This window comes from Pseudoalteromonas sp. BSi20495, assembly GCF_000241185.1.
GTDB lineage: Bacteria > Pseudomonadota > Gammaproteobacteria > Enterobacterales > Alteromonadaceae > Pseudoalteromonas > Pseudoalteromonas fuliginea.
Genome location: NZ_BADY01000145.1, coordinates 1 through 25,738 on the forward strand (window position 1 = coordinate 1; position 25,738 = coordinate 25,738).

20 protein-coding genes and 2 pseudogenes are annotated in these 25,738 nt (G+C 38.7%); 5 read left to right on the plus strand and 17 right to left on the minus strand.

Annotated features, from left to right (window positions below; translation table 11 throughout):
* The first annotated feature begins 305 nt into the window (after positions 1–305).
* Positions 306–1,943 (plus strand): response regulator, encoded by a 1,638-nt coding sequence (locus P20495_RS04455; protein WP_008138229.1) that lies wholly within the window; start codon positions 306–308, stop codon positions 1,941–1,943.
* Here P20495_RS04455 and msrB read toward each other — a convergent pair.
* The 10 genes from msrB to P20495_RS04405 all read right to left on the minus strand — a co-directional run bounded on the left by msrB (position 1,940) and on the right by P20495_RS04405 (position 13,995).
* A complete protein-coding gene (gene msrB / locus P20495_RS04450; protein ID WP_007378087.1) occupies positions 1,940–2,380 on the minus strand; it encodes a peptide-methionine (R)-S-oxide reductase MsrB in 441 nt (146 codons plus the stop codon). The two genes, P20495_RS04455 and msrB, sit on opposite strands and share 4 nt — an antisense overlap.
* A 146-nt stretch (positions 2,381–2,526) precedes the next feature.
* A complete protein-coding gene (locus P20495_RS04445; RefSeq protein ID WP_007378088.1) occupies positions 2,527–2,967 on the minus strand; it encodes a hypothetical protein in 441 nt (146 codons plus the stop codon).
* A 2-nt stretch (positions 2,968–2,969) separates the two neighbouring features.
* Positions 2,970–3,488, minus strand: coding sequence for a DUF2919 domain-containing protein (locus P20495_RS04440; RefSeq protein ID WP_008138231.1), 519 nt, complete (start codon positions 3,486–3,488; stop codon positions 2,970–2,972).
* Positions 3,489–3,498: 10 nt separating this feature from the next.
* The gene (gene ligA, locus P20495_RS04435; protein ID WP_008138232.1) at positions 3,499–5,517 is read right to left on the minus strand and encodes an NAD-dependent DNA ligase LigA; all 2,019 of its coding nucleotides are present in this window, start codon (positions 5,515–5,517) and stop codon (positions 3,499–3,501) included.
* A gap of 80 nt (positions 5,518–5,597) precedes the next feature.
* Positions 5,598–6,365: a cell division protein ZipA gene (zipA, locus tag P20495_RS04430; RefSeq protein ID WP_008138233.1), complete on the minus strand. Its 768-nt coding sequence runs from the start codon at positions 6,363–6,365 to the stop codon at positions 5,598–5,600.
* 73 nt (positions 6,366–6,438) lie between these two features.
* Positions 6,439–9,840 carry a chromosome segregation SMC family protein gene (locus P20495_RS04425; protein WP_008138235.1) on the minus strand — a complete coding sequence of 1,134 codons (3,402 nt, stop codon included), beginning with the start codon at positions 9,838–9,840 and terminating at the stop codon, positions 6,439–6,441.
* 67 nt (positions 9,841–9,907) lie between these two features.
* Positions 9,908–10,639 (minus strand): RNA methyltransferase, encoded by a 732-nt coding sequence (locus tag P20495_RS04420; RefSeq protein WP_008138237.1) that lies wholly within the window; start codon positions 10,637–10,639, stop codon positions 9,908–9,910.
* Positions 10,640–10,715: 76 nt separating this feature from the next.
* Positions 10,716–12,752, minus strand: a complete 2,037-nt coding sequence (locus tag P20495_RS04415; RefSeq protein ID WP_008138239.1) for an FUSC family protein — start codon at positions 12,750–12,752, stop codon at positions 10,716–10,718.
* Between the two features lie 10 nt (positions 12,753–12,762).
* Complete coding sequence (locus P20495_RS04410) at positions 12,763–13,623, minus strand: HlyD family secretion protein (protein ID WP_008138241.1); 861 nt, start codon at positions 13,621–13,623, stop codon at positions 12,763–12,765.
* Positions 13,624–13,791: 168 nt separating this feature from the next.
* Positions 13,792–13,995 carry a DUF1656 domain-containing protein gene (locus P20495_RS04405; protein ID WP_008138243.1) on the minus strand — a complete coding sequence of 68 codons (204 nt, stop codon included), beginning with the start codon at positions 13,993–13,995 and terminating at the stop codon, positions 13,792–13,794.
* Between the two features lie 392 nt (positions 13,996–14,387).
* Between P20495_RS04405 and P20495_RS04400 the strand changes: the two genes are divergently transcribed.
* Genes P20495_RS04400 through P20495_RS04390 form a run of 3 tightly spaced genes read left to right on the plus strand, consistent with a single transcriptional unit; the run spans position 14,388 to position 16,914 of the window.
* Positions 14,388–15,497 carry a YjgN family protein gene (locus tag P20495_RS04400; RefSeq protein WP_008138245.1) on the plus strand — a complete coding sequence of 370 codons (1,110 nt, stop codon included), beginning with the start codon at positions 14,388–14,390 and terminating at the stop codon, positions 15,495–15,497.
* Between the two features lie 9 nt (positions 15,498–15,506).
* Positions 15,507–16,529 carry a M48 family metallopeptidase gene (locus P20495_RS04395; protein WP_008138246.1) on the plus strand — a complete coding sequence of 341 codons (1,023 nt, stop codon included), beginning with the start codon at positions 15,507–15,509 and terminating at the stop codon, positions 16,527–16,529.
* Positions 16,516–16,914, plus strand: a complete 399-nt coding sequence (locus P20495_RS04390; protein WP_008138248.1) for a DoxX-like family protein — start codon at positions 16,516–16,518, stop codon at positions 16,912–16,914. The genes P20495_RS04395 and P20495_RS04390 overlap by 14 nt, the downstream gene beginning before the upstream one ends.
* 54 nt (positions 16,915–16,968) lie before the next feature.
* On the opposite strand, the gene speB is transcribed toward P20495_RS04390, so the two are convergent.
* The 6 genes and pseudogenes from speB to P20495_RS04365 all read right to left on the minus strand — a co-directional run bounded on the left by speB (position 16,969) and on the right by P20495_RS04365 (position 23,318).
* The gene (speB, locus tag P20495_RS04385; protein ID WP_008138249.1) at positions 16,969–17,892 is read right to left on the minus strand and encodes an agmatinase; all 924 of its coding nucleotides are present in this window, start codon (positions 17,890–17,892) and stop codon (positions 16,969–16,971) included.
* A gap of 3 nt (positions 17,893–17,895) precedes the next feature.
* Positions 17,896–19,808: pseudogene (speA, locus tag P20495_RS20965) on the minus strand (biosynthetic arginine decarboxylase).
* 547 nt (positions 19,809–20,355) lie between these two features.
* On the minus strand, positions 20,356–20,688 hold the full coding sequence (locus P20495_RS04380) for a YnfA family protein (protein WP_007378102.1): 333 nt from the start codon (positions 20,686–20,688) through the stop codon (positions 20,356–20,358).
* A 77-nt stretch (positions 20,689–20,765) separates the two neighbouring features.
* Entirely contained in the window at positions 20,766–21,635 is an 870-nt protein-coding gene (locus P20495_RS04375) for an MYG1 family protein (RefSeq protein WP_008138255.1), read from the minus strand.
* A 326-nt stretch (positions 21,636–21,961) separates the two neighbouring features.
* Complete coding sequence (locus P20495_RS04370; RefSeq protein ID WP_007378104.1) at positions 21,962–22,423, minus strand: GNAT family N-acetyltransferase; 462 nt, start codon at positions 22,421–22,423, stop codon at positions 21,962–21,964.
* A gap of 259 nt (positions 22,424–22,682) precedes the next feature.
* On the minus strand, positions 22,683–23,318 hold the full coding sequence (locus P20495_RS04365; protein ID WP_157847572.1) for a sulfotransferase: 636 nt from the start codon (positions 23,316–23,318) through the stop codon (positions 22,683–22,685).
* 554 nt (positions 23,319–23,872) lie between these two features.
* On the opposite strand from P20495_RS04365, the pseudogene cysZ reads away from it, so the two are divergent.
* Positions 23,873–24,599: pseudogene (gene cysZ, locus P20495_RS20970) on the plus strand (sulfate transporter CysZ).
* 48 nt (positions 24,600–24,647) lie between these two features.
* Here the strand turns inward: cysZ and rlmM are convergent.
* Positions 24,648–25,733, minus strand: a complete 1,086-nt coding sequence (rlmM, locus tag P20495_RS04360) for a 23S rRNA (cytidine(2498)-2'-O)-methyltransferase RlmM (RefSeq protein ID WP_007378107.1) — start codon at positions 25,731–25,733, stop codon at positions 24,648–24,650.
* Between the last annotated feature and the right edge of the window lie 5 nt (positions 25,734–25,738).

A 25,738-nucleotide genomic window follows, 5' to 3' on the forward strand; every position in this document is an offset into this window, starting at 1 on the left:
CCACCCTTTACAAATAATGGCGAGGGTCACAGGTATCAAGCCAAGTAATCAACCATCACACATAAATACCATTCGATAGTTTCTCTAAAATATAAATTTTCATATCAAAACACTCATCAAATCTAGCGTTGTCCATTTTACTTACATTATTTTTAATTATGTTATTTAGATCCTTGCTTTCATAGTTAGCAAAAACGTATTAGGAAAAGTTAAATACCTAATAAATACTGCTATCATTTGAATTTTCTTGTAAGCAGCTAAAGTGTTGATTATAGTCAGTACTAAACATAATAACTGTTAAGCCAATGCCAACTAAGATTTATTCAAAAGCAAAAATACTTATAGTCGAGGAGCAACCACTTGCTCAAAGCTATATGAAACAATCGTTAGAAAGGCTTGGCTTTCAGCAATTGCACTTCGCTGATCATGCAAACTCAGCAAAAGAGCAGTGTTTAAGTGAAGAATTTGATTTGATCGTTTGTTCATTTAATTTAAGCAAACAACAAGACGGCTACCAACTTTACGAAGAGTTACGTGTTAAGCACCTCATAAAAAGCTCTACAGGCTTCATTTTTATATCTGCTGAAACAAATGGCTCGCTAGTTCATAGTGTTCTTGAGTTACAACCTGATGATTTTTTAGTGAAACCTTTTACCGTTCAGGAACTACAAGTACGTATTGAGCGTATTTTAAGACGCAAACACGATTTGCAAACGGTTTATACTCTAATTGATGATGGTAACGATTCAAAAGCAATTAAATACATCGACACCGTTCTAAATAAAAAAAACAATAGTTATAGCCCTATCTTACTGCGTTTAAAAGGTGATGCTCTTCTTCGTTTAAATCGCAGCGAAAATGCAAAAGACTTTTTTAAATCTGTTCTCGATATACAAAAATTTGCTTGGGCAAAAGTAGGTTTAGTAGAAGCACTTATAGCAAATAATGAACATATTTTAGCTCAGCGTATGCTAAAAACGATGCTTGAACGACAAGAAACTCGATTAGTTGCGCTTGATTTACTCGGCCGTTTAGAAATAAAACTTAATCAGTTTGAACTAGCGCAAAGTTTTTTAAGCCAAGCAGCCGACATTGCACCGCGAAATATTTCACGCCAAAAATCACTAAGTAATGTGTCATTAATTAATCACGACTACGAAAAAAGCTACTTAACTCAAAAAGACATTGCAAGTTTTGCAAAGCACTCAATACATGACCACCCCGATGTGTATTTAAATGCTGCACGTGCCGGTATCGACTTTGCATTAACAACAGATCAAACAGATCAAATACAGAGAATATCTAGACAAACTAATCAATATATAAGCGATTTAAAAAAGCAGTTTCCTAACAATGCCAATCAAGCTCAAATTGATGTGCTTAACGCACGGCTTCATTATTTAAAAGATGAGCATAAAAAAGCGAAAAAACTCATTGAGCAACTCGAAGATGATGATACACATATTCGCTCTGTCGATGGTGCACTTGATAAAGCGAAAGCGTTCCATGAGCTGGGCTTTCATCAAAAAGCGCAAACTCTCTTCACTCAAATTATTGGACACTGTGAACGCCATCCAAGTGTTAGCGACACAACTTACTTACGTTATATCCAGCAACAGCAAAGTGAGCGACGCGATATTAAAATGGGGCCAAAGGAGCTCAACAACCATGCTGTTACTCAATTTAATAGAGGACAGTTAAACATTGCACTTGAAGCTTTTACGCAAGCATTTAGGGTTATGCCTCGTAATCAGAGTATTGCGCTTAATTTATTGCAGTGTTTATTTGATTCCACTAAGCAACACAATGGCTCATTTAACCATGAACTTGCTAAAAAATGCTACGCCTTACTTACTAAAACTCAATTACCAGCAGATCAGACGCAGCGGTTAGATAAAATTTTGCACATAGCAAAAGAAATGAATTTAGATATTGGAAGTTAAAGCTTTTTCATTGATGCCGCATTAACGCAATAGCGTAGACCGGTCGGTAATGGACCATCAGGGAAAATATGGCCTAAATGTGAATCACACACGTTGCAAACCACCTCTATGCGCTCCATACCATGACTTGTATCACTTACGTAGCCAATTGCTTCAATTGTCGCCGGTTGTGTAAATGACGGCCAACCAGTGCCACTATCGAACTTTTCATCTGCATCAAACAATAAATTATCGCAGCAAATACACACATACTTACCAGGTTCCAATAATGTGCAACTACCAGAACTACTTGGACGTTCGGTTCCCTTTTTACGTGTTATGTAATACTCATCTTCTGATAGTTGCATCCGCCACTGCTCGTCCGTTTTGACTACTTTTTTACTTGGAGTAGGATTGCCGTTGGTGGCAAAGTTAATAACATCATTCCACTTCAACATGATAACCTCATTGAATAGTTAATTAACCGTACTTAATAAAATTATAAAAAGTACGGTTAGTTATTACGTTATTGAATACACTAAAGATCAGCTAAAGAGTGTTGACCGTTTAAAACTAAAACTTGTTCAGTTTTAAGGTGATTTTCCTAGCTAAAGGTAATATTTTGTTTTTCTGAGTCGGTAAATATTCGTTTAATAAAACTATCTAGTTCTGCTTTTTTTGCAGGTAAGCTAACACTCATTTGGCGCTCGTTATTACTGTAAATTATTAGCTCGTCATCCTTTGTCGTTATGCGTTCAATACTCTCAATTACTAACCAATCTGGACCGTGCTTTTTATCAAAAAAACCCATTAAACTAAAAAGTAATAAGTGTTGGGCGTCTCGCTGAATAAAATCCTCTAATCGGTTTCTTGATTTAAATAGAGGCGTTAGCCTATAAACGCTTGAGCAAAAAACAAATACCCATAAACCAAATAACGCTTTAAACCACATAAATTCTAAAAGCTCAGTGCTAATCATTAAAATAATAAGCACTAACCCTATTAACGATATAGCTATCGCTATTTTTTTATTTACAGCGTCCACAACTAATCCCTTTTAAGTCGCTTTTTTTCTTCTGATGCTTTTTCTGTCGGCTCAGGCCAATCATTAAAAAAAACGGTTAAATAACGGCTTTTCACCAAATACCACAATACCCATAAAACAATCATCATTTGTACTGCTAAAAATGATGAAAATCGATAATGGCTATGCGCGGCTTGAATACTTAACCATGTTAAATCAACAACAGCACATAAAATAAGAGGCCAGCGCATATGTCGCCATACTTTTGCTAACCTGTCGCTCGCACTGTGGGAGTCTCGCGGCCGACGTAAACAAAATAAAATAGTCGGTATTATTGCAATACTTCCAATTGCTATTGCGATAAAAAAATCATTTTTATTTTTAAAAAATAACGACATTAAATCCAGTTCAGGCCTGCGGCTTAAAGCCGCAATAACCCAAATAAAATAGCCACGTAAAAGCACCAGCAAACTTAAATGAAATGCTATAGGTGTACGGTAACTTCCGTACTTATCCCAGTATTCTGGCCCATATCGGCTCATTGTGGTTTTCCTAGCCATTATGCTTTTTAAGCAGCTCAATTAATTCATCTTCCGTGAGTATGTCGATACCTAAATCTTGCGCTTTAGTTAGTTTTGAACCTGCTTTTTCACCTGCGACTAACGCATCTGTTTTAGCCGATACGCTACCCGAGACTTTAGCACCTAATTGCTGCAAGCGAGCTTTAGCATCATTACGGTTAAGTGTATTAAGCGTGCCGGTAAGTACATATGTAAGTCCTGCGAGTGGTTGCTCTTCCTCAGAAGGCGCACTTAACGCTGGCCAATTTACGCCTTGCTCTATTAATGCGTTTACTACCGCTAAATTATGCTCTTCAGCAAAAAAACCGCGAACATGCGCTGCAACTATTTCACCGACATCACTTACCTGCGTTAAACTATCAATGCTGGCATTAATTACATTTTCAAGGGTTAAAAAGTGATTAGCTAAATTTTGTGCTGTCGCTTCCCCCGCTTCACGAATACCTAGTGAGTATAAAAACTTAGCGAGCGTAGTGCCTTTAGCTTCATCAAGTGCTGTTACTAAGTTTTTAGCTGACTTAGGTCCCATACGTTCAAGTGATTCAAAATGCCCTTGTTTTAAAACGAATAAATCAGCGGGCGTTTTTATAAGCTCTCTATCTACAAGTTGATCAACAATCTTATCGCCAAGGCCATCTATGTCTAGCGCTTTTCGTGAAGCAAAGTGTTTTATCGCTTGTTTGCGTTGTGCAGGACACACAAGCCCGCCAGTACAACGGGCTACAGCTTCACCTTCCACTTTTTCAATATGCGAATCACAAATCGGACAAGTCACTGGAAATTCAATATCTCTAGCATCATCAGGACGGCGTTCAAGTACAACTTGTGTTATTTGCGGGATTACATCTCCTGCGCGACGAATAATAACCGTGTCGCCTACTTTTACACCTAAACGTGCAATTTCATCGCTATTATGAAGTGTTGCATTTGATACGGTTACACCACCGACAAAAACAGGCTCTAAACGCGCAACTGGCGTAATTGCCCCTGTGCGCCCTACTTGAAAATCAACATCAAGTAATTGAGTTATTTCTTCTTGCGCCGGAAACTTATAAGCAATAGCCCAACGAGGAGCACGTGCTACAAAGCCTAAACGCTCTTGTAAGGCCTTTTGGTTTATTTTGATTACTACGCCATCAATTTCATATTTAAGCTCGCTACGGCGCGTTAAAATATCGCTGTAGTACTCAAGCGCGGCTTTTGGACCTTCAACTAATTTTGTTTCTGGGCACAGTGGCAACCCCCAGTCAGTCAGCTTTTCTAGTTGCTGATAGTGATCCTCTGGAATGCTGCCATCAGCAACAAGTCCAGTACTGTAAGCATAAAACATCAATGGGCGTTTAGCGGTAATTTTAGAGTCGAGTTGGCGTAAGCTACCTGCCGCTGCGTTACGCGGATTAACGAATACTTTGTCTCCACGTTTTTGCGCTTCCGAATTTAGTTTGTCAAAGCCGGCGCTGTTCATAAATACTTCGCCGCGCACTTCAAGCTCTTTTGGGTAATCGCCACGTAACTTAAGTGGTACATTACGAATTGTTTTTACATTCTGAGTAATGTTTTCACCGGTAAAACCATCACCTCGCGTAGCCGCTTGTACAAGTACACCATCACGATAAATAATTGATACAGCTAAACCATCAAGTTTTGGCTCACAACAAAAAGTAAGCTCATCGGTACTCATTAAACGCTCTTTTATACGGCGATTAAACGCAGTGAACTCTTCTTCACTAAAGGCGTTATCAAGTGAAAGCATGGGTACTTGGTGCGCTACTTGCTCAAATTTACTCAGTGCTGCACCGCCTACTTTTTGTGTTGGGGAGTCGGCGGTTAAAAATTCAGGGTGATCGGTTTCTAGTGCGCTTAGTTCGCGTAATAACCTATCGTATTCAGAGTCAGGAATACTGGGGGTATCAAGCACATAATAGTTATAATTGTGTTGCTCTAATGTAGTACGAAGATGATTAACTTGCTCACTAATGCTGCTAGACATTTAAACCTCAATAAACATAAAAAAAGCCACTTTGATGAATAATCATCCAGTGGCTTATAAAAATATAATATGTGCGCTATTTACGCTGAAAAAGAACGGACCTGCTCAACATACTGCCTGACGCGTTCTACGGTCATTTCATTTCGCTCTGCATCTAAAATTTGCGCACCAAACTCGTCAGCTAACTTTTTAGCTGCACTGTGCAACATGTTAAATGCAGCTAGGCCGTCACCGTCGCACGGCAATGTCATAAATAAGCTAACCCCTGCGGTACTAAACTGTTCCATATTATCAATATCAAACGTACCTGGGTTGTACATATTTACTAATCTAAATAATACAGGGCCTTGGCCTGCCGGATCTAAGTGGCGATTAAAAAAGCCTTCCTCAGAATATTTAAAACCTAACGTGTTAACGGCTGGTAATAATTTACTGCCCTGCATGCTAAGCCCTTCTGGCATTTGAATATGCACAATAACAAAGTCAGGCATTTGCGCAGATGATTTTTCATCATTTTGCTCTTTTGCTTCTAGATCATCAACTACTTCTAGGTCATCTTCAATGGGCACTGCTGGTACGCTTGTATCAATTTGTGGCTCATTCTCATCAAAGTTAAGCTCACCGAATTGTGGTTCATCACGTTCTTCTACCACAGGCTCTTTTAGCTCTGCCTCTGTAGGAAATGATTTAGATGAAGCTGGTGCACTTTCTTGCAATGGTTCAACCCGTTCGTTATTTAACACTTCTGGGCGGTCTTTTTTTCTAACAGACCACAATCCATGTATTAATAAACCACCAATGACAACTACACTGATAATGATTAAAACCCATCTTAATTGTTCGGCCATCCCCTCACCTTTTCTTATTTGATATGCCTAAAGCCTGTATATTAATTGAAACTAATATACTTGTTATAAAAATTTATACATGTGCAAGTTGCACTGCTTGTTCTATATCTACAGCAACCATACGCGATACGCCAGGTTCTGCCATAGTTACACCTGTTAATCTACCCGCCATTTCCATCGCAATCTTATTATGGCTAATATAAATAAACTGTACTGATTGTGACATTTCTTCAACCAAACGGCAAAAGCGAACAACATTAGCATCATCTAATGGTGCATCTACTTCGTCCAGCATACAAAATGGGGCTGGATTGAGCCTGAATATAGAAAACACTAATGATAATGCGGTCAGCGCTTTTTCTCCACCACTTAACAAGTGAATTGTTGAATTTTTCTTACCCGGTGGTCGTGCCATTATACTAACACCACTTTCGAGTAAATCGTCACTGGTTAATTCTAAATACGCACTGCCACCACCAAAAACTTTAGGAAATAGCTCAGCAAAGTCTTCGTTAACTTGATCGAACGTCGCTTTAAAGCGTGTTTTGGTCTCAATATCAATTTTACGAATAGCACCTTCAAGGGTATTTAACGCTTTTGTTAAATCATCTAATTGATTATCAAGATAATCACTACGAGCTTTGGCTAAATCAAACTCTTCTATTGCCGCTAAGTTTACTGCACCTAATTTATCTAACTGATTAGTAAATCCGGTTAACTGATTTTGCGCTGCGCTCAAATTTAATGAATCTGGTAATTCATCAAGTATCGCTTTTAAGCTTTGTTTTAATTCTTCTAATGGTTCAAGCGCAGCTTGTGCTTTTATCAGTAAGCTTTGCTCTTCAATTGTTAGCTTTTGGTGCTGCTGTTGCAAGCCCACCAGCTCACCTTGTGAATTTTTAAGGCTTACTTGCTTAGTGTTTAAGCTTTCTTTGGCCTGAGCTAATTCTTTTTGTAGCAATACTAATGCCTGCTCACCTTTTTGATGCTGTGCTAAGAGCTGCGTAATTTTATCGCTAAGTTCTTGCTCTGGTATCAGCAGCTCTTCTATTTCACTAAGTAGTTCTTGCGCACCTTCTGATGCACTAACGTGCTCTTGCTCTGCATGGCTCAATTTGGTTTGGCTTAACTGCCATTCACTGCGTGCCTTTTGCTCTGATAGCGTTGCCTTATGTGCTTGTGTTTTATATTGCTCAAGCATGCTTAATGCTTCGCTATAACTTTTATCACTTTGTGAGCGCAAGCTATTTGCAGCGTCTACTTCATCCGCTAACTTGAGTTGCTGCTCATTTAACACTTCAAATTGCTCTGTTTGCTCACCAAGCACGGTATTTAATTGTAAAAGCGCAGTGGTTAATTGCTGTTTTTGTTGTTGTAGCTTTTCTAGTTGTAACTTAAATTGTGCTACTTGCTGCACAAGCATGTCGCTGCGCGTACTGGCTACCGCTATATTTTGCGCAAGCTCATGTATGGCTTCTTTTAGCTCGCTTTGCTCGTTAACTAACTTTATTTGCTCAGCTGTATATTCGTCACGAGTGTGTGTTACTTGTTGTAACTCGCCCTCAGTATTAGTTAACTGCTGAGCTTTATCTTGCAATTGCTTATGCTTTAACAGTAATGAGTTTTCTGCATTACATTCGGCACTTACATGCCAATTACGACCATATAGAGCACCGTTTTTATCCATAACGGCTGTATAAAAACTATCTTTTAGTATTTCTAAATCACCGCTTTCACTATAAGCAATACGTGCTAAATGCTCTGGATAAACACCGCTTGTTATATATGTAGCTAAGCTATTTGTTGGCATGCTTTTATCACTATTTGGCCACACACTGTTATCAGCTTGCTGCTCACTTACATTTAAATGCTCTAAAGATTTAAGTGCTTGCTCTATTAGAAGCTCAAAGCCCTCTTTAACACTTAGCTGATTAAACAAACCATTAGTACGTTCACTTTTTTCATCAAGCCCTAATGTACTTTTAAGCCCCGTTATACTGGCTTTTAACTCGTTTATTGTTTGAGTGAGCGTCGAATATTGTGTTTGTGAGTTATTAACAAGCTCATTTTGCATTTCAAGCTTAGCAGTGCACTTCGTATGTGCTGTTTGTTTAGCGGCAAGTTCTTGAGTTAAGGTTTGTGTTTGCTGTTTTTGCTGCGTTAATTGCTGCTCTACATCACTACTTTGTAGCTCGCTAAGCTGAACAGTTAACTGATCAATTTGCTCGTTAACATGATCAATTTGCTGCTGAGTTTGTTTAATGTGACTACCATGTAGTTGCACATTATTATTAAGTTGTTGTTGTTGCTCACACAAAGCTTGCCAATGAGTATGGTGGCGCTGCTTAAGTGCTAATAATTCCTCAAGTTCATGCGTTAACCCACTAACTTGCTCTTCACATATTAAGGCATTTTCACTTGCCTCTTGCAGGGCTTCGTTGAGTTGCTCGCACACAATTTGCTGCTGCGCTTTAACTTCAAGGCTATGTGTTTGGCGTTGCTGTAATTTAATTAAATTTTGCTTAAGCGTTTGAGTTTGTTGTTTTACGTTTATTTGTTGTTGCTCAGCGCGAGTAAGCTCGGTGTGTATTACATGTTGTTGATGCTGGGCATCGCTTAGTTTATCTTGCTGGGCTTGTACTTGCCCTTCTAGGCTTGCAAGTACATCGTCATGCCCTGAGTTAGCGGTTTTAAAAAACGAAATTTGATCATTAAGTTTTTTAATTTGGGCACTTTTTTCAAGTTGCTGCTGATGTAACTTTTGCCATTTTAAAACCGCAATTTGGCCTTTTAGCGTGCGTTCTTGTGCTTTTAACTCGCGGTATTTTTTTGCATCAACCGACTGCACAGCCAATTTATCTAACTGGCTTTGCAGCTCTTTACGCACATCTAACAAACGTTCAAGGTTTTCGCGGGTGCTTTTAATGCGTGTTTGTGTTTCGCGGCGGCGCTCTTTGTATTTAGAAACACCAGCGGCTTCTTCTAAAAATACGCGCAGCTCTTGTGGTTTACTCTCTATTAAACGCGAGATCATCCCTTGTTCAATAATTGCGTAGCTACGCGGACCAAGGCCAGTGCCTAAAAATATATCGGTAATATCACGTTTACGGCATTTACTGCCATTTAGAAAATACAGTGACTGTCCGTCGCGCGTTACTAAACGCTTAATAGCAATTTGGTTTCGATCGGCAAACGTGTTTGAAGGACTTCCTTTATCGTTATCAAAAACAAGCTCTACAGAAGCTTGCGATATGGCTTTACGATTAGTTGAGCCATTAAAAATAACGTCGGTCATGGCGTCGCCACGCAGGTTTTTAGCAGAGCTTTCACCAAGCACCCATCGTACTGCATCAATAACGTTAGATTTGCCACAGCCATTGGGGCCAACAACACACGTCATTTGATCAGGAAATGGAATTTTAGTGGGCTCTACAAACGATTTAAAGCCCGCTAATTTAATAGTGCTTAAGCGCATCTTATTGTTATTACCGATTATTATTGTTATTGATTACAAACAATTTAACTCATTAACAGTTAAATTGTTAAGCTTGTCGTTTAAAATTATCTAAAATAATACCGGTCGCCATTGCAACGTTAAGCGATTCTGCACCACCAAAAGCGGGGATGGTGATTTTATTAGTTACTAACTTTGCACATGTCTCGCGTATTCCATGCGACTCACTGCCCATTAGTAAAACGCCTGAGCCCGTAAATTGGGTTTTATGCACGCTTTGCCCATCTAAAAAAGCACCGTACACAGGTAAATTTAAAGACTGTAGGTAATCAGGTAAATCTACTTGGCTTACCGATACCCTTACAAATGAGCCCATCGTGGCGCTAATTGTTTTAGGGTTGTAAGCGTCAGCGCTGTCGGTGCTAGTTACTATATGTTTAATACCATACCAGTCTGCCACTCTTATTATTGTGCCTAAATTACCAGGGTCTGATACGCCATCAAGCGCGAGTATTAAGCCATTTGCGTGTGGTAAAGCCGCCGTTGGCATATCAACAATAGCAATGGCTGCATTATTGCTAACTAGCGTGCTGGCTTTGGTGAGGGCTTCTTCATCCGCTTCAATAAAATTAGCGTGCGGATACTTACCTTGGTACGCATTTATAAATTCGTTTGTAGCAAAAATATTAACCACATTTAATGGGCTGTTTAATAACTCAAGTACGTTTTTCTCACCCTGTACAAGGTATTGATTATATTGCTTTCGGTACTTTTTTTGGCCAAGTTGGCGAATAAGTTTGAGTTGGTTTTTTGAAATCATAACAGCCCCATAAAATTATCCAGCAAGTATAACAGATTTCGTTATAACATCTGAACTCGAAAAGCAGCGAATGGGGCTAATTTATCTTACTCGCACTTCTTTCGAAGGTCAGATTAATGCGAATAAACATGCCTTTTATTGCCTCTAATTGATTTGAATCGTCAACCGTCTGAGCCAATTCCTCATAAAGATTATCTGACGCTTGCTTAAACTTATTATTAAACTTGCCCTTGGTTGCCAACATAAATGCATCGGCTAATGTACGCTGCCACTCATTTAAATACTTTAGCTTTGTATTACCAGCCAAATTTTCACAAATTGAGTTTAATCGAACCGACGCATGCCCTAAGTTTAGAGCGGTTAGTGCAAGGTCTGTAATAACGCGTGAGTGTGAACCTTGATCGTAATTAGTTAAGCGTATTAACCTATCGGCCATGCGGCGGTTATACCAAATACTTGGGGTTGGATGGTTATTTATTTCGAGTAAATCTTTATAAGTAGCCTTAAAAACACGATGAACAAGTAATTGTACACTCGGACCTGTGAATAACTGAAAAATCCAAAATAAAATACTTACCCCCGCGAAAATTGCCATTGCAGAGCTAAGTGTGTAATCGATTGAAAACGCAAGGCTCATATCGGTACTGGGTCTTACCAAAATCGTAAATGGGATACAAAACCCCAAGCCATATGGCAATGTTTGTTGATCAGCTAGCAGTAGTAAACCCAGAAAATAAGGCCCTGCTAACACAAGTAGTAATATTTCTAATTGCCCACCACTTTGTGATAATAAATTGAGTGCGTAAAAAATAGTTACAATAGCAGCAACCACCACACCTACCAATAAACGCTTTATTACAACCTGCAAAATAGCTAACGGTATTCGCGCCAGCATTATCGAAAATATGACCGGTAAAATCATAATTAATAATGCAGCAGAAGAGCCTGTATTAATCCAAATAAATGCACCGATAGAAAACACCAAAGCAGTTCTAAATCCAACAATAATGCCAGCTAATGGGTCGCGATATGTAAGCATACTGGGTGCATTTAATAATGTTTTATCACGCTCTTCTAACGCTCTGTATGCGCGTAGTAAAATTGTTAAGTCGGCTGCTACTTCTAAGCTCACATTGAGCATGTGAGATTCAAATGGCGAATCACACACCGTATTTGCTCTATAGTCGGTTAGCTCTTTACGCAGCGTTTTAACTTGTTCGGCGCAGTAATCAAAATCGTCAGACTCTTTAATTTGCGCAAATACGTGCTTAAGTTGAGTTATTAATTTATCTAATGTGGGAGTAATAAGGTCTGCGTGGTTTCGTTGCAGGCGACCAATTATTTGAATTGAAGCCAGTAAAGAAAGCACTTTTTGCGACAATTGATTTGCAGCACGTGAGCGCCCTGGACCTTTTGGTCCTTCGTACCTTACTGCGCTGGAGTCTTCGTTTATAGATCCTAACGTTGCCATAATGCCATCTATTTGTTGATGGCGATTTTCGTGAGAGCCCTTAGAATCAAGCTCAATAACTAAATAATGTAACGTTTGATTTATAACTGACCGTGCTTGTACTTGCAGTAAATGTTTAACCTTTACAGGCCAAAATAGATGACTCACAAGCCCAGCACATACAGAGCCTATTGTTATTTCGCTTACTCGCGCTTGTGCAATATCAAATATACTTTGGCTGCTCACCATTGCCGGAGTAACCATGACTAAAAGTACAATAATGGCGGCTGTTACACCGGCCATAGCAAACGCATACACAAAGTTTGCTTGGCGTACCATTGCCGATAACGCAGAGTTCACCCCCAACCATAATGCCAGTGCACCGAGTGCTAAATAAGGGTAGAGAATTAACTGAGTTAAAAGCAATATGCCAAATAAACCTCCCACTATGGTGCCTATTATTTGGCAAATTGCTTTTTCAATAACCAATCCGCTTTGCGGGCGTAATTGTAAAAATATAGCCGAGACCAACGCCCAATAAGGCCTTTCAAGATTAAGCGACATAGCAATAGTGAGCGCCATCACCATGGCTATAACGCCCTTAGTCGCAAAAATAATTGCCTGTTTTTTTGGAAAAAACAAATTTTGTAATACAACGCCCACTGAATTCCCCTTAACGTGTAGCGAGATGTATAGTGGCGGTCATTCCTGCGCTAAGCTGTGTATTTTCGGGCAATGAATCTAACTTAATATCAACAGGAATACGTTGCGATAAACGCACCCAATTAAATGTTTGTTGTACTTGTGGTAAAAGCTGACCGTTACTTTGTGTATTCGTATTTGCAATTGCTTTGCCTACACTCACTACATGCCCTGTTAATTGCTTACCACCACTTAAAAGGGCTATTTTAGCTTTTTGATCAGGATAAATAAGCGGTATTTTACTCTCTTCAAAGTAACCCGTTACATAAAATGAATCTGACTGAACAATAGCAAAAACAGGTGTGCCTTGAGCTACATAGTTACCTTGGCGTAAATTCAAATTAATTATTTGCCCTGATGCAGGCGCAACAATTTTAGTTCTATCAACATTTAACTGCGCAATTGTTTGCTCTGTCTTGGCTAAGTTATAATTTGCCTCAGCAATTTTAGTATTAATGCGCGTTGATTCTAGCGTTTCTTCACTAATTGCCTGTTGAGTGTTTAGCTCAACACGTCTTTCGTATTTGTGCTTGGCAAGTTCCCATGTATACAATGCGTTTTCTGTGTTTGCTTTACTTTTATCAAGCGCTGCTTGATAACGCTTTTGATCAACATTAAAAAGTACTTCGCCTTTTTGTACGTTTTGACCATCTTTAATATTTAAAGCAGTTACCCAACCCGATACGTCTGGAGCAACCGTAACAATATCGGCTCGAATACGTCCATCACGCGTCCAAGGCGTATGCATGTAGTCAGTCCACACCCAACGCCCAGCAAACACGGCAGCTATAACAACCAAGATAGTAAAAGTAATACGCAGATATTTAATCATTCAATTTATCTTCCACTTAGTAATACCAATCCGCAATAATACTTGAGCAATTTGAGGGCTTAAACCAGACGCTAACTGTGTTAAAAATTTCTGATATAGAACAACTAAATAACGAAAGTTTTGCCTTGTTATCGACACGGTTTTCTTACCACAAAATAGCTCACTTAATTAAGCAAATTGGTATAAATAGACGGTCAGTGCCAAGTAACAAACAAATAGTGATACTTCAAACCAAGCCACTTTCCAAATACGATCGTGCCAATCTAATTGATGCAAAACAAAACGAGTCAACGCCGTTAAAATAAATGCAATTGGGAAGTAAACAATCAGCGGACTAAATTCTAATCCCCCTAACACGACTGCTTGAAACATAATAAATATCCTAATGTTATTTAAAGCGGTGATAAAAGCTGTAAAACCTAAATAAATTTACATCCCCACTACTATTACAGTCTATTATTTTGGCATATAAATCAATTGCGTTTATTGTACGTAGGTGTGCTTAATACATAATTAATGCCATTACATTTAAGCAGCATTAACTATGTATAGTAGCTAAATCGCATATTAAAAAGCTAAAGTTCCCAGTTACCAGCCAAATAAATAAAACCAGCGAGGTTTATTTATAAAAAAGTATTAGAGTATTTAACTCAATACTTAAAACGCCTATTTATAGCTGTTTACAGAAGGGTGAGATAATTATAAACATTGAATTTTGCACTAAAAATAGGTAAATTAACAAAAAAAATATGGACATAATTTTAATGGAATCAATACACCCTACCCTCTCTGAAACAAGCCCACCAATAAATGAGCCTGCTGAACCAATTTTTAGCGGAAAAGTGCAATTTAGTGGTAAAGGCGGTGAGTTTTTTGGAATTTGGATTGTAAATATATTACTTAGCGTTATTACGCTTGGCATATATTCAGCGTGGGCTAAAGTACGTACGCATCGCTATTTTTACGGCCACACTCGTATAGATGGTCATAGCTTTGACTACCTAGCAACACCAATACAAATTTTAAAAGGTCGGATTTTAGCGGTTGTTGTATTTTTTATTTACACATTCTCTATTAGCTTTTTGCCTATTTTGGGGCTGTTTATTGCTCTTGGTTTTATCTTTTTAATGCCATGGATTATTAATCAAGGTTTACGTTTTAATCTGCGTATGACGCGCCATCGTAATGTTCGTTTTACTTTTAAAGGCAATTACGGCGAAGCCTTTATTAACTTTATACTTTTGCCTATCGCCAGCATATTTACGCTTTATTTATTAATGCCTTATGTTATAAAACGTATTGATAGCTATATCCATAGCAATATTAGTTACGGTGACAAACCACTTACTGTAAACCTAAAAGGCGAAACCTATTACCTAACAGCGCTTATTTGTTTTGTAGTGAGCTCTATCACCATGGTGCTCTTTATGGGAATTTTAGGGTTATTTGGCCTCAACTTAATAGATGTTGAAAATCAACAAAATTTAGAAAACTCCGCTGCTATGGTTATGCTTCCTATCTTTATGATGATTGCCTATGTACTAATGATTGCCATTGTTTCTGCTGTATGGCACGCCGCTATTAGAAATCACATTTTTGATAACAGCCATTTTGAAGGCGTTGCTACATTTAAATCAGAGCTAAAACCAATTCCTTTCGCTGTTTTACTATTAACTAATATGTTGGCTATCGTATTTTCGCTAGGCCTTGCATACCCATGGACAAAAGTACGTACATCAAAAATGCTCGCTGATGTAACTAACGTCACTATTTATCCTGGTGCATTAAACCTAATCGATACCGCGCAAGAACAGCAATCATCATTTGCTGAAGAAGCTGCAAACGTATTTGATATTGACCTTTCTCTAACTTAAGAGCTCACTATGCATGTAAAGGGACATTTTTTCCCCATCGCATCGAGTAACTATCAAGTGTGTGTTGCAACTATTAGCGACACACACATTGACGTTATTAACGATGAACACGTTATAGCTCGCCACGCAATCTCAAGTCTAAAATTAAGTTCGGGAATGGCAGGACTTGCCGACGAACTAAACTTTGAAGATGGCAGTCGTTTTATTCCTCAAGATGTAAGTTACAGGTGGCCATTTAAAGAAAATAACCATCACATAATGGAGCGCCTTGAAAAAAGTAAATGGGCAATTTTAGCCGCAGTCATATTTACACCACTTTTCATGTGGTTAGTACTTTATAAAGCGGTACCCGCCATTGCTGTTTACAGTGTTGATACTCTGCCACGTAATGTTGTGGAACAAATGGGGGAGCAAAGCTTTACACTAATTAAAAAGATTGCGCTTGACCCAAGTGAGCTGCCCGCAGAGCAGCAAGCTAAAGTACAAGCACATTTTACAAGTATGCTTAATGCGTTATCGCTTGATCAATCGGTTTATAGATTATCGTTTTATAAATCAGACAGCTTTGGTGCTAACGCGTTTGCACTCCCCCATGGCCGTATCGTGGTCACCGATGATTTAGCAAATTTACTTGCCGATAAACCCAATGCACTAAAAGCGGTATTGCTACACGAAATGGGCCATGTAGTGCACCAGCATAGCGTACGCATTACAGCACAATCTGCCGCAAGTACGATTGTGCTAGCGGTTGTATTTGGTGATTTAGAAGGGGTTGCAGAGGTTGCATTAGGTACGGGTGCATCGTTTGCTCAGCAAGGGTTTTCACGAGATATGGAACGCGAGGCAGATACCTTTGCACTCATTCAATTAGAGTCGCTTGGGTATTCGAGTAATGACTTTGCTGATGCAATAGAGGCCCTACAAGAAAGCCATACCAGCAAAAACGAGCACCTCGAAAAAGTAAATGACTTTTTAGAGTACTTGTCTAGCCACCCAAGTGCACAAGAGCGTATTGACAATGCTAGGAAATAATCGCGGTTATATTCAACTTGCTCGCTACATAGTGAGTTTAAGTTGGATATATCATGGCTTTTTTCCAAAGCTTTATCATATTGCACCACTTGAAAAATTAATGACTGGCAGTGCTGCTTTTTCAGCAGAAGTGTCTGACTTAATTACACGTTCGGCGGGTGTTGGCGAAATTATATTTGGATTGTGTTTATTTGTGTTTTATAAAAATAAACACCTAGTAATTTTAAATATTTTAGCATTAATTGGCCTTTTACTCGCTGTAGTTGCAATGCAGCCACAATTACTTATTGAAGCATTTAACCCTGTTACTACTAACCTGCCTCTTATTGGGCTAAGCGTTATTTGGTTAAAGGAAATTAAGCTGCTGAATAATCGATACCTCTAAATAAAAAAGGGTATGCCTGCGCATACCCTTTTTTGTAGTACTTAAGTTATATAATTAGTACTTGTTTTTATGCGTCCACAAATGCAGTAATTCGCTCGCAATGGTTGCTGCGGCAATAGCGGTAAGCTCACTTTGGTCGTACGAAGGTGATACTTCTACCACATCCATACCTACCATGTTTATACCTTTTAGCGCACGCAGTACTTTAAGTACTTTATCTGACGTTAAACCACCGCACACAGGGGTGCCTGTCCCAGGCGCAAACGCAGGGTCTAAACAATCTATATCAAACGTTAAGTAAACAGGTAGGTCACCTACTCGCTCAAGTATTTGCGCTGCAATTTCATTTGCATGTAAATCGTTGGCTTGCATTGCATCAATCACAGCAAACTCATGTTTACTTTGATCAAAGTCGGTACGAATACCTATTTGTATACTGTGCTCAACATCAATCAGCCCTTCCATTGGTGCATGATAAAACATAGTGCCGTGATCAAATCGCGAGCCATTGCTATAAGTATCGGTGTGCGCATCAAAGTGCACTAACGCCATTTTGCCATGTATTTTTGCATGAGCACGTAATAGCGGAAGCGTCACAAAGTGATCGCCCCCTAAACCTAATAGCGTTTTACCTTGACGGAGTATTTGATCAGCAGCCATTTCAAGTTGCGCAGTAAAATACTCAGGATCCCCGACAGGGTAAGTAAAGTCCCCTGCGTCTGCCACTTTTAGGCGCTCAAACAACGGGAACGTCCACGGGTATTTAGTGTCTTCCCATGCTAAATGAACCGATGCACGACGAATTGCATCAGGGCCTAAGCGCGCACCAGGGCGACCCGATGTCGCTAAATCAAACGGTAAGCCTAAAACGACTACGTCTGCATCAATTGCATTAATATTTTGCACCATAGGACGACGTAAAAACGTCATCCCATTTGAGTACAATGAGTGATCTGCGTGACCAAACAAAGTTGACATTGCTTATAACTCTTCTAAATAAGTGTAGCCATCAAGGCCGCTTTGCAACTCGTCTAAAACGCTTTGCTGTTCGTGTTTTTCAATTTTAGTGCTTACTAACTGCTCGTATGATTGCTGAAAACTTTCAACATCTAAATGTACATAGCGCATCATATCGGCAACAGTGTCACCTTGGTTTATCTCGGTAATACTTGCAACGCCTTGCTCATCCATATTAACAATTGCGCTGTGCGTATCACCAAACAAGTTATGCATATCACCTAAAATCTCTTGATAAGCACCCACCAAGAAAAAGCCCATTAAATAAGGTTTATCAGCACTAAACTCTGGTACAGGTAATGTGCTTTCAATGCCTTGTCCATCTACGTAATGCTCAAGTGCGCCGTCTGAATCACAGGTTATATCAAGTAATACGGCACGTTTTTTTGGTGCTTGCGTTAAGCCACTTAATGGCAATACCGGAAACACTTGATCAATGCCCCATGCATCTGGAAGCGATTGAAATAACGAAAAGTTTACAAAAAACTTATCGGCTAAACGAACGTTTAACTCGTCAATAATAGGACGATGAAAACGGTTTTATTATCCATGTGCTTGTTAAGTTCATAACAAATACGAATATTAATTTGCTCAGCCCACGCACGCTGCGATAAGTCTAATAAACCGAGTGCAAATTGATTATGCGCTTCAGCTAAATCACCTTGGCTGTCGTGATAAATTTCAATTAATGCACGGTCATCCGTTAAATCAGTTAACTGTACAAACGATGCCCACATGTTTTTTAATAACAGGGGTGCATCTGCCGCTGGCGCTACTAACTCTTCTGGCGTATAGCTTTCAGTACCAATAACATTAGAAATAAGCACAGCATGATGCGCCGTAAGCGCACGACCCGACTCAGAAATAATAGTCGGCATTGGTTGCTCATATTGCTTACATGTATCACCAATGGTGTACACGATGTTATTTGCATATTCAGCTAAGCTGTAATTCATAGAGTTATGCGATTGGCTACGCGTGCCGTCGTAATCAACAGCTAAACCACCGCCTACATCAAGGCAATCAATTTCTGCGCCTAATTTACGTAGCTCACAGTAAAAACGCGCCGCTTCGCTTACACCTAAACGTACGTCACGAATGTTCGCCATTTGTGACCCTAAGTGAAAATGTACTAGCTGAAGCAAATCAAGCTGGTTTGCGTCTTTTAAACGATTAACTACATGCAAAACTTGCGATGCAGATAAACCAAATTTTGATTTTTCGCCGCCACTCGCTTGCCATTTACCTTTACCTTGCGACGCTAAACGTACACGAATACCAATGCGTGGTTTTACGTTAAGCTCTTTTGCTTGGCTAAGTACCATGTCTAGCTCAGAAAGCTTTTCAAGTACGATATACACTTTATGACCTAGCTTTTCGCCAATAAGTGCTAAACGTACGTATTCTTTATCTTTGTAGCCATTACATACAATAACAGCGCTGGTTTTTTCAGCTAATGCTAATACTGTGAGTAGTTCAGGCTTGCTGCCTGCCTCTAAACCAAGTTGCTTTTTTTCTACTTGTGCTTGGCTTGCTACTATTTCTTCAACCACTTCACGTTGTTGGTTTACTTTTATTGGGTAAACTAATAGGTAGTCTTTAGGGTAACCATAGTTTTCAATCGCAGTATTAAATGCGCCGCATAAGCTGTGTACACGATGGTGTAAAATTTGCGGAAAACGAACTAAAGCAGGTAAGCTTAAACCTTTATCTTGTAGTTGCTTTGCGATATCTGTTAATGCAATGGTTTGCTCTGGTGCATGAGCCTTGGGTGCAACATACACATCACCTTGATCATTAATACCAAAAAAACCTTGGCTCCAATGACGAACATTGTAGCTCGTACGAGCTTGTTCTAGTGATGTTGTTTCTTTCATTTATCTTTCTCTTTTATTTAATTAATGCCGACTCGGCTAGTGCCGCGCATTAAAAGAAAAATAGAGATTTAAGTCCAACAAGTATTTTTACTCGTAACGAGTGATTTTTAATGTTGATAAAACAACCAATCACGTATTGCTCGCTAGCGTATATAAAATAGGACTTTGATGATTATTAAAGATAAGAAAAGTTGTAAAAAATGGCTGTTTTTAAATGACTCATTATAAATTTTATTAGCAAAATGAGTTAGCTCATTCACTAAAATTAATCTTGAGTTACTTTGCTTATTGAATTTACTTTTGATGGATTAGAGTAAGGTGTTCTCAACGCCTCAAATTACTGCTATTTAGCCAACGTGTTGTGACCAAGTAATACCTATGTATTCTGCAACATGAATAAAAACTACACGTCTAAAACGCGATGGATAACATCCACCAGCTTAAATCATTACTTGGCGCATATGTAGCGTTAGGTATTGCCTGTGGCATTGAAAGTAGGAAATTGCAGTAGTGTGCAGGCGAATTCGATTAATTGAGTATAAGCTAGCTATGCACTTTTTGGGGCGAACATAATTATTGCCATACCCAGCAGTGCAACTAAACCACCGATAATATCCCACATAGTAAGCTTTACGCCATCAACAACCCATAACCATAATAGCGCAACGCAAATATATACGCCGCCATAAGCTGCATACACACGCCCGGCAGCAGTAGGATGTAAAGAGAGCAACCATGCAAATAGTGCCAAACTTAAAGCCGCTGGAATTAAAAGTAAAATGCTTTTATCTTGCTTAAGCCAAAGGTAGGGCAAATAGCAACCCACTATTTCTGCTAAGGCTGTAATAGTAAAAAGTGCGATTGTTTTTAATTCAAACATAATGCTCCGCGCTAAGATAACAAGCATAACAATCTATATAAATTGTTATGCTTAGTATTCGTTATGAATCTGAGTTGTTATTCGCTAAGCGCCATAGTGGCAAGTTTCATTGTGCTTTCAAACGACTTAGTGCCCGCTATAAATAAACCATTGTGACAGAACACAGCGTCGTCAATACCTGTTTCATCTACAAACGCTTGGTCAGATAAACCAGACCATGCTTTAGGCAGCGATTTTCTATCTTCAAACGAACCTGGCTCAACGGGTACAGTTTGTAATATCCATTGTCCAGAATGCGATGGGTAAACCATGTATAGCGCATCGCTTGATAAAATATGCACCGTTTTTTTCCACGGTGTGTATTTTTCAAGTACGATTACTCTGGCATCTTCAGCATTTTCAATTGCTTTGGCGACAATCTCTTTTGCATTTACACTACCGTGAGCTGAAGCGATAAAACGAATAAGCATGCGAGCTGCAAATTCAACGGCTTCATCAAAACAAGTATCAAAGTTACTTTCTTCTTCCCACGTAGGGTTAAACATTGAGATTGTTTGGCTCAAGCTTATCCCTTTTGATACCCCTTCAACATGACCACAATCGATGGCGTCAATAGTTGAAACTAAGCCTGAATCCACTCTATCAGCAACGGCTTGGTTATCATCACACAACGCTAAGCCGTATTTTTTCCATATTAAACCAAACGACGAAAAAGGAATGCCATTTTCTCGCTCGCCTGCACCACCACGCTGGTGATGATCAAAGCGGTTCGTTTCAGGGTCGTATTCGCCACCTACATCAATTACAAAGTCGGCATTTTCTATAAGCGCTTTATCGCGAGTACGTACCAGTTTAAACGCTGGCAACACGTGTTTAAGTACTGCAATACTAAAAACGTCATCCGCATGAAAATTACCATTATGGGTTACTACTGTTATGTCTGTCATTGGTTTAGTGTCATTTTTAGAAAGGATAAGAAAGTCTCGCTATTTAAACGTTATGGTTTGAAGTATTTTAAGGAGCATAGTAAATGACGGATTTTATACGATTATAGCCAACAAAAACAGTATTCTGCTTTTGTTAATTTTAAGAGGGCATTTTTGAAATGATCTTTAACAGACAATATATAATAGTACTAATGAACTTTGGGTATATTTGAAAGTAGCAATTCATTATAGTTTAATTTATACACTATAAAAAACTATAATTAATCGCTACTTAAATAATTTAGTGTGGTCACTTAGAGTGAAGCTGTTAACCTTTATGCGCTTTGTTACTGGCTTAGGCCTAACTCCATAAATACACTTTGTGGATTCTCGAGGTAAGGCCCAAAACTAGCACATCGTTTGAAACCAAGATTTTCATATAGCTTAATCGATTGAATTTGCTTTGGCCCTGTTTCTAGCCTGATCAGTGGGATTTTCTCCTCACCTGCGTGATGTAAAAGTATCTGCATAATACGCCTAGATAACCCTTTACCACGATAACTAGGGCTTACATAAAGCCGTCTAATTTCACCATAGGGCGTTTTATCAAACTGCTTTACAATAGCGCCACACGCAATAATACCATCATCATTCTTTAAACCAATCGCATACACACTTGGCTCATTTAGTTCATTTAACGTAAGAGACTGTGCAGTGGCAACTGGATATAGAGAGTTTATTAGTCGGTCGATATCAGAAAAAACATTAATCACATCCTGGTCATTCGGTTTTAAATCAACTAACTGCATAGAACATCTCAATTTATATTAAAAATATGTGTTGGCAAACTATACCGAATTGTAAAAAATGAACAACCTCGTTCTACTTATTTAAACGTTTAAATAAACCCAGTAATTTACGCGAATAAAGAATGCCCTCATGATTAAATGCAATTACTTGCTAAATTCAGTGTAGGCCTCTAAAAATAGCACATGCTACCAGCTCAATTATTTTATTTAATTTGGTCGATGCAAAAAATTTTAATAACAGAAAAGTCATATTTCGTATTCACTTTAATGGGGTCAGCGAATAGTCAAAGTATTTTCTATGTTCTTTTCCAGCCAAATTAGAGTTAATTTTATTTGGGTGTTTATATTCTTTCCAGTTGGCGACTTGACGTCCTATATTTAATTTAGGAAAACAGGTATTTCCTTGTATCTCCACGCCTAAAAACTGTTTTAGTTTTAACAAACTATCAGGCTCACTAATATTTATTGCTAAAAAATTGTCACTATTTTTGAAATACGAAAAAACAGCTTGTTCATGCTTTAAATAACAACCAGCTAGCGCTGTCGATGATAAGGGTAATACATCAGAGAACGTACGATGAAAACTACGCTTTAAAATAGGATTAAACTTACCTGTATTTAAATCTAAATGAGGCGCCATTTTTTCGAGCAACATAGTAATTGAAGGCACCCATTTGTTTAGCTCTCGACTTAAGTATATAAATTTAGCATTTGGGAATAACTCGTCTAAATGCATGTAGTCACTAAAGCAAGGTGCGTCAGATATTGCATCAGACATTTCAAATGCTTGCTTTGTAAAAGCGGTATGCGCCACCGAAAAGCCCATTTCTAGTAGCGCAACACTTATGCTAGTAGTGCCAGTTCTGGGCAACCCAATCACAAAGATCTTAGCCATCTATAATTACTCGCTTTTAAAATAATGTCACTAAAACTGCATGCGTTAGGGAGCTGAACAGAATCAGCCTAAGCTCTCTATAAAAAAGTAACTTAATTCCCTGCCATAGATAAATCACCATTAAGTTAAGCCACTTTATAGCATTATTAGTGCCTGTTGACCTTTCAGAATTAAAATTCATTCAATCTATGGGCTATTTAATCGCGGCGTGAGGTTTGTAACCTAGTGGGCTCGGTAACTGCTCCTGTATTACTCTACTGGCTTACTCTACTGGCTTACTCTACTGGCTTACATCCATGTAAGAATAAGTAAAAACCGAACCAAGCTTCCGCGGGCAGCGCATGCTTGGCATTTATTCTACGTTATCGCCTATTTATGGAGAATAACCAAACTACATAGGCTCTGCTTTGCCTAAATACCAAGCACACTGCTGAAAACTTAACCTCGAAAGATAAACTAGCCTAGTATTTAAACACTTTGTTACCTAAAAACGCTGTTCAAAAAAATTCAGCTATTTATACTAGCTACAGTGGTAAACATTTATTGAGGTTACTGTGCAGATAGTACAAGGTATGGAATATTTTTTTCAGGTTTTAAATTAATTACTCAAAAGGGGTTAAAACGTTTTGTTTTTATTCCATTATTAATTAATATTTTACTTTTTGGTAGCTCGCTATTTTTCTTATTCGGTTGGCTAAGTGACAGTTTTAGCTACATCAATGATATGTTGCCACAATGGTTAAGTTGGCTTGAATGGCTAATGTGGCCAATTGCTATATTAATGGTTTTATTTAGCTACAGTATGCTCTTTACAGTGATCACTAATTTTATCGCAGCCCCCTTCAACGCTTTGTTAAGCGAAAAAGTAGAACTTTATTTAACAGGCCAAAAGATTAACGATGATGGCTTTGCTGAATTAGTAAAAGACATACCTCGTATGCTAGCCCGCGAGTGGACAAAGTTATGCTATTACCTTCCTCGCGCTATAGGTTTTTTATACTGCTTTGGATACTCCCCGTCATTGGTCAAATATTATGGGTCCTATTTACCTGTTGGATGTTCGCAGTGCAATACGAAGACTATGCGTTCGATAACCATAAAATTGGGTTTAAACAGATGAAAGACGATTTAAAAAGTAAACAAGGTCTATCGTATGGGTTTGGCTTTGCCGTTATGCTATTAACAGCAATACCATTTATAAACTTAATAGTAATGCCTGTCGCTGTGTGTGGGGCTACGCGTTTATGGGTTGATAATTACAGGCCCAAATATCGAAGTTAAATATACAAAAAATGGGTCATCAGACCCATTTTTTATTACTAATAAAACTTAGCTGTATAGATTTTGTGGCACCTTAGTAACGTTTAAATGAACGGTTATTTCCTCACGATCATGATACAAATGCTTAGCTTGCAACTCGTAGTTAATACCTTGTTTATCTAGCTCTTTTCTAATCATCGAAAGGCATTCGTAGACACTGTCAAAACGTTTTTTCATTGGAAGCTTTAAGTTAAATATAAACTCTTTAGCGTAGGCACTCACAGCCCAATCAATCATTAAGGTCGTCACTTTAGTGGGTTTTTCCACCATATCACATACTAACCAGGTAACATTTCTTTTTTCAGGGCGATATTTAAAACCGTCAGCTCTAAAATGTTTAACCTGGCCTGTTTCCATCAAATCATCATTCATCGGACCATTGTCAATTGCACTTACAAACATACCACGGCGAACAAGCTGATATGTCCAGCCCCCAGGGCAAGCGCCTAAATCGACACTGCGCATACCTGCTGCAACACGAGATTCGCGCTGTTGTTCAGGAATAAATACATTAAACGCCTCATCAAGCTTTAATGTTGATCGACTCGGTGCATCGCTTGGCATGCGAAGACGTAAAATACCCATAAAAAATGGAGAATTATTAAAACTATATGAGTAACCTACATAAGCTGTGTTGTTTGTTAAAAACATGACATGCATTACAGGACGGTTTGCTTTGGGTTCGCGCAATACTGTATTTTGTTTTTCGAGGGCTTTTTTAAGTGGTGTTGATATTTTTTTACAAAACGTTAAAAGCTCTTTTCCTTCATTTGTGTCAGGGGTTTCTACACGTAGCTCTGAGCACAATGTAAACTCTTTTGCAGCTTCAACTACCGCGCCAACGCGATCTTCCACAGGCATGTTTTCAAGTAATGTACCGGCAAACCATTGGCGTGCAAACACCATATTTTTAAAATCAACTTTTTTGATTATTTCGTCGCTGTGATGCGCTTCAAAACATTCATAAACAACGTAACCCGTATTTGGCTTTGCTTTTACATAACCCGCAAAGCCTTGCTCTGCAGCGTGAAACGTTATTTCAGCAGCGGCATCGTTTTCAAACCCACTACGACAGTAAATCACAACACTAGACATATTAA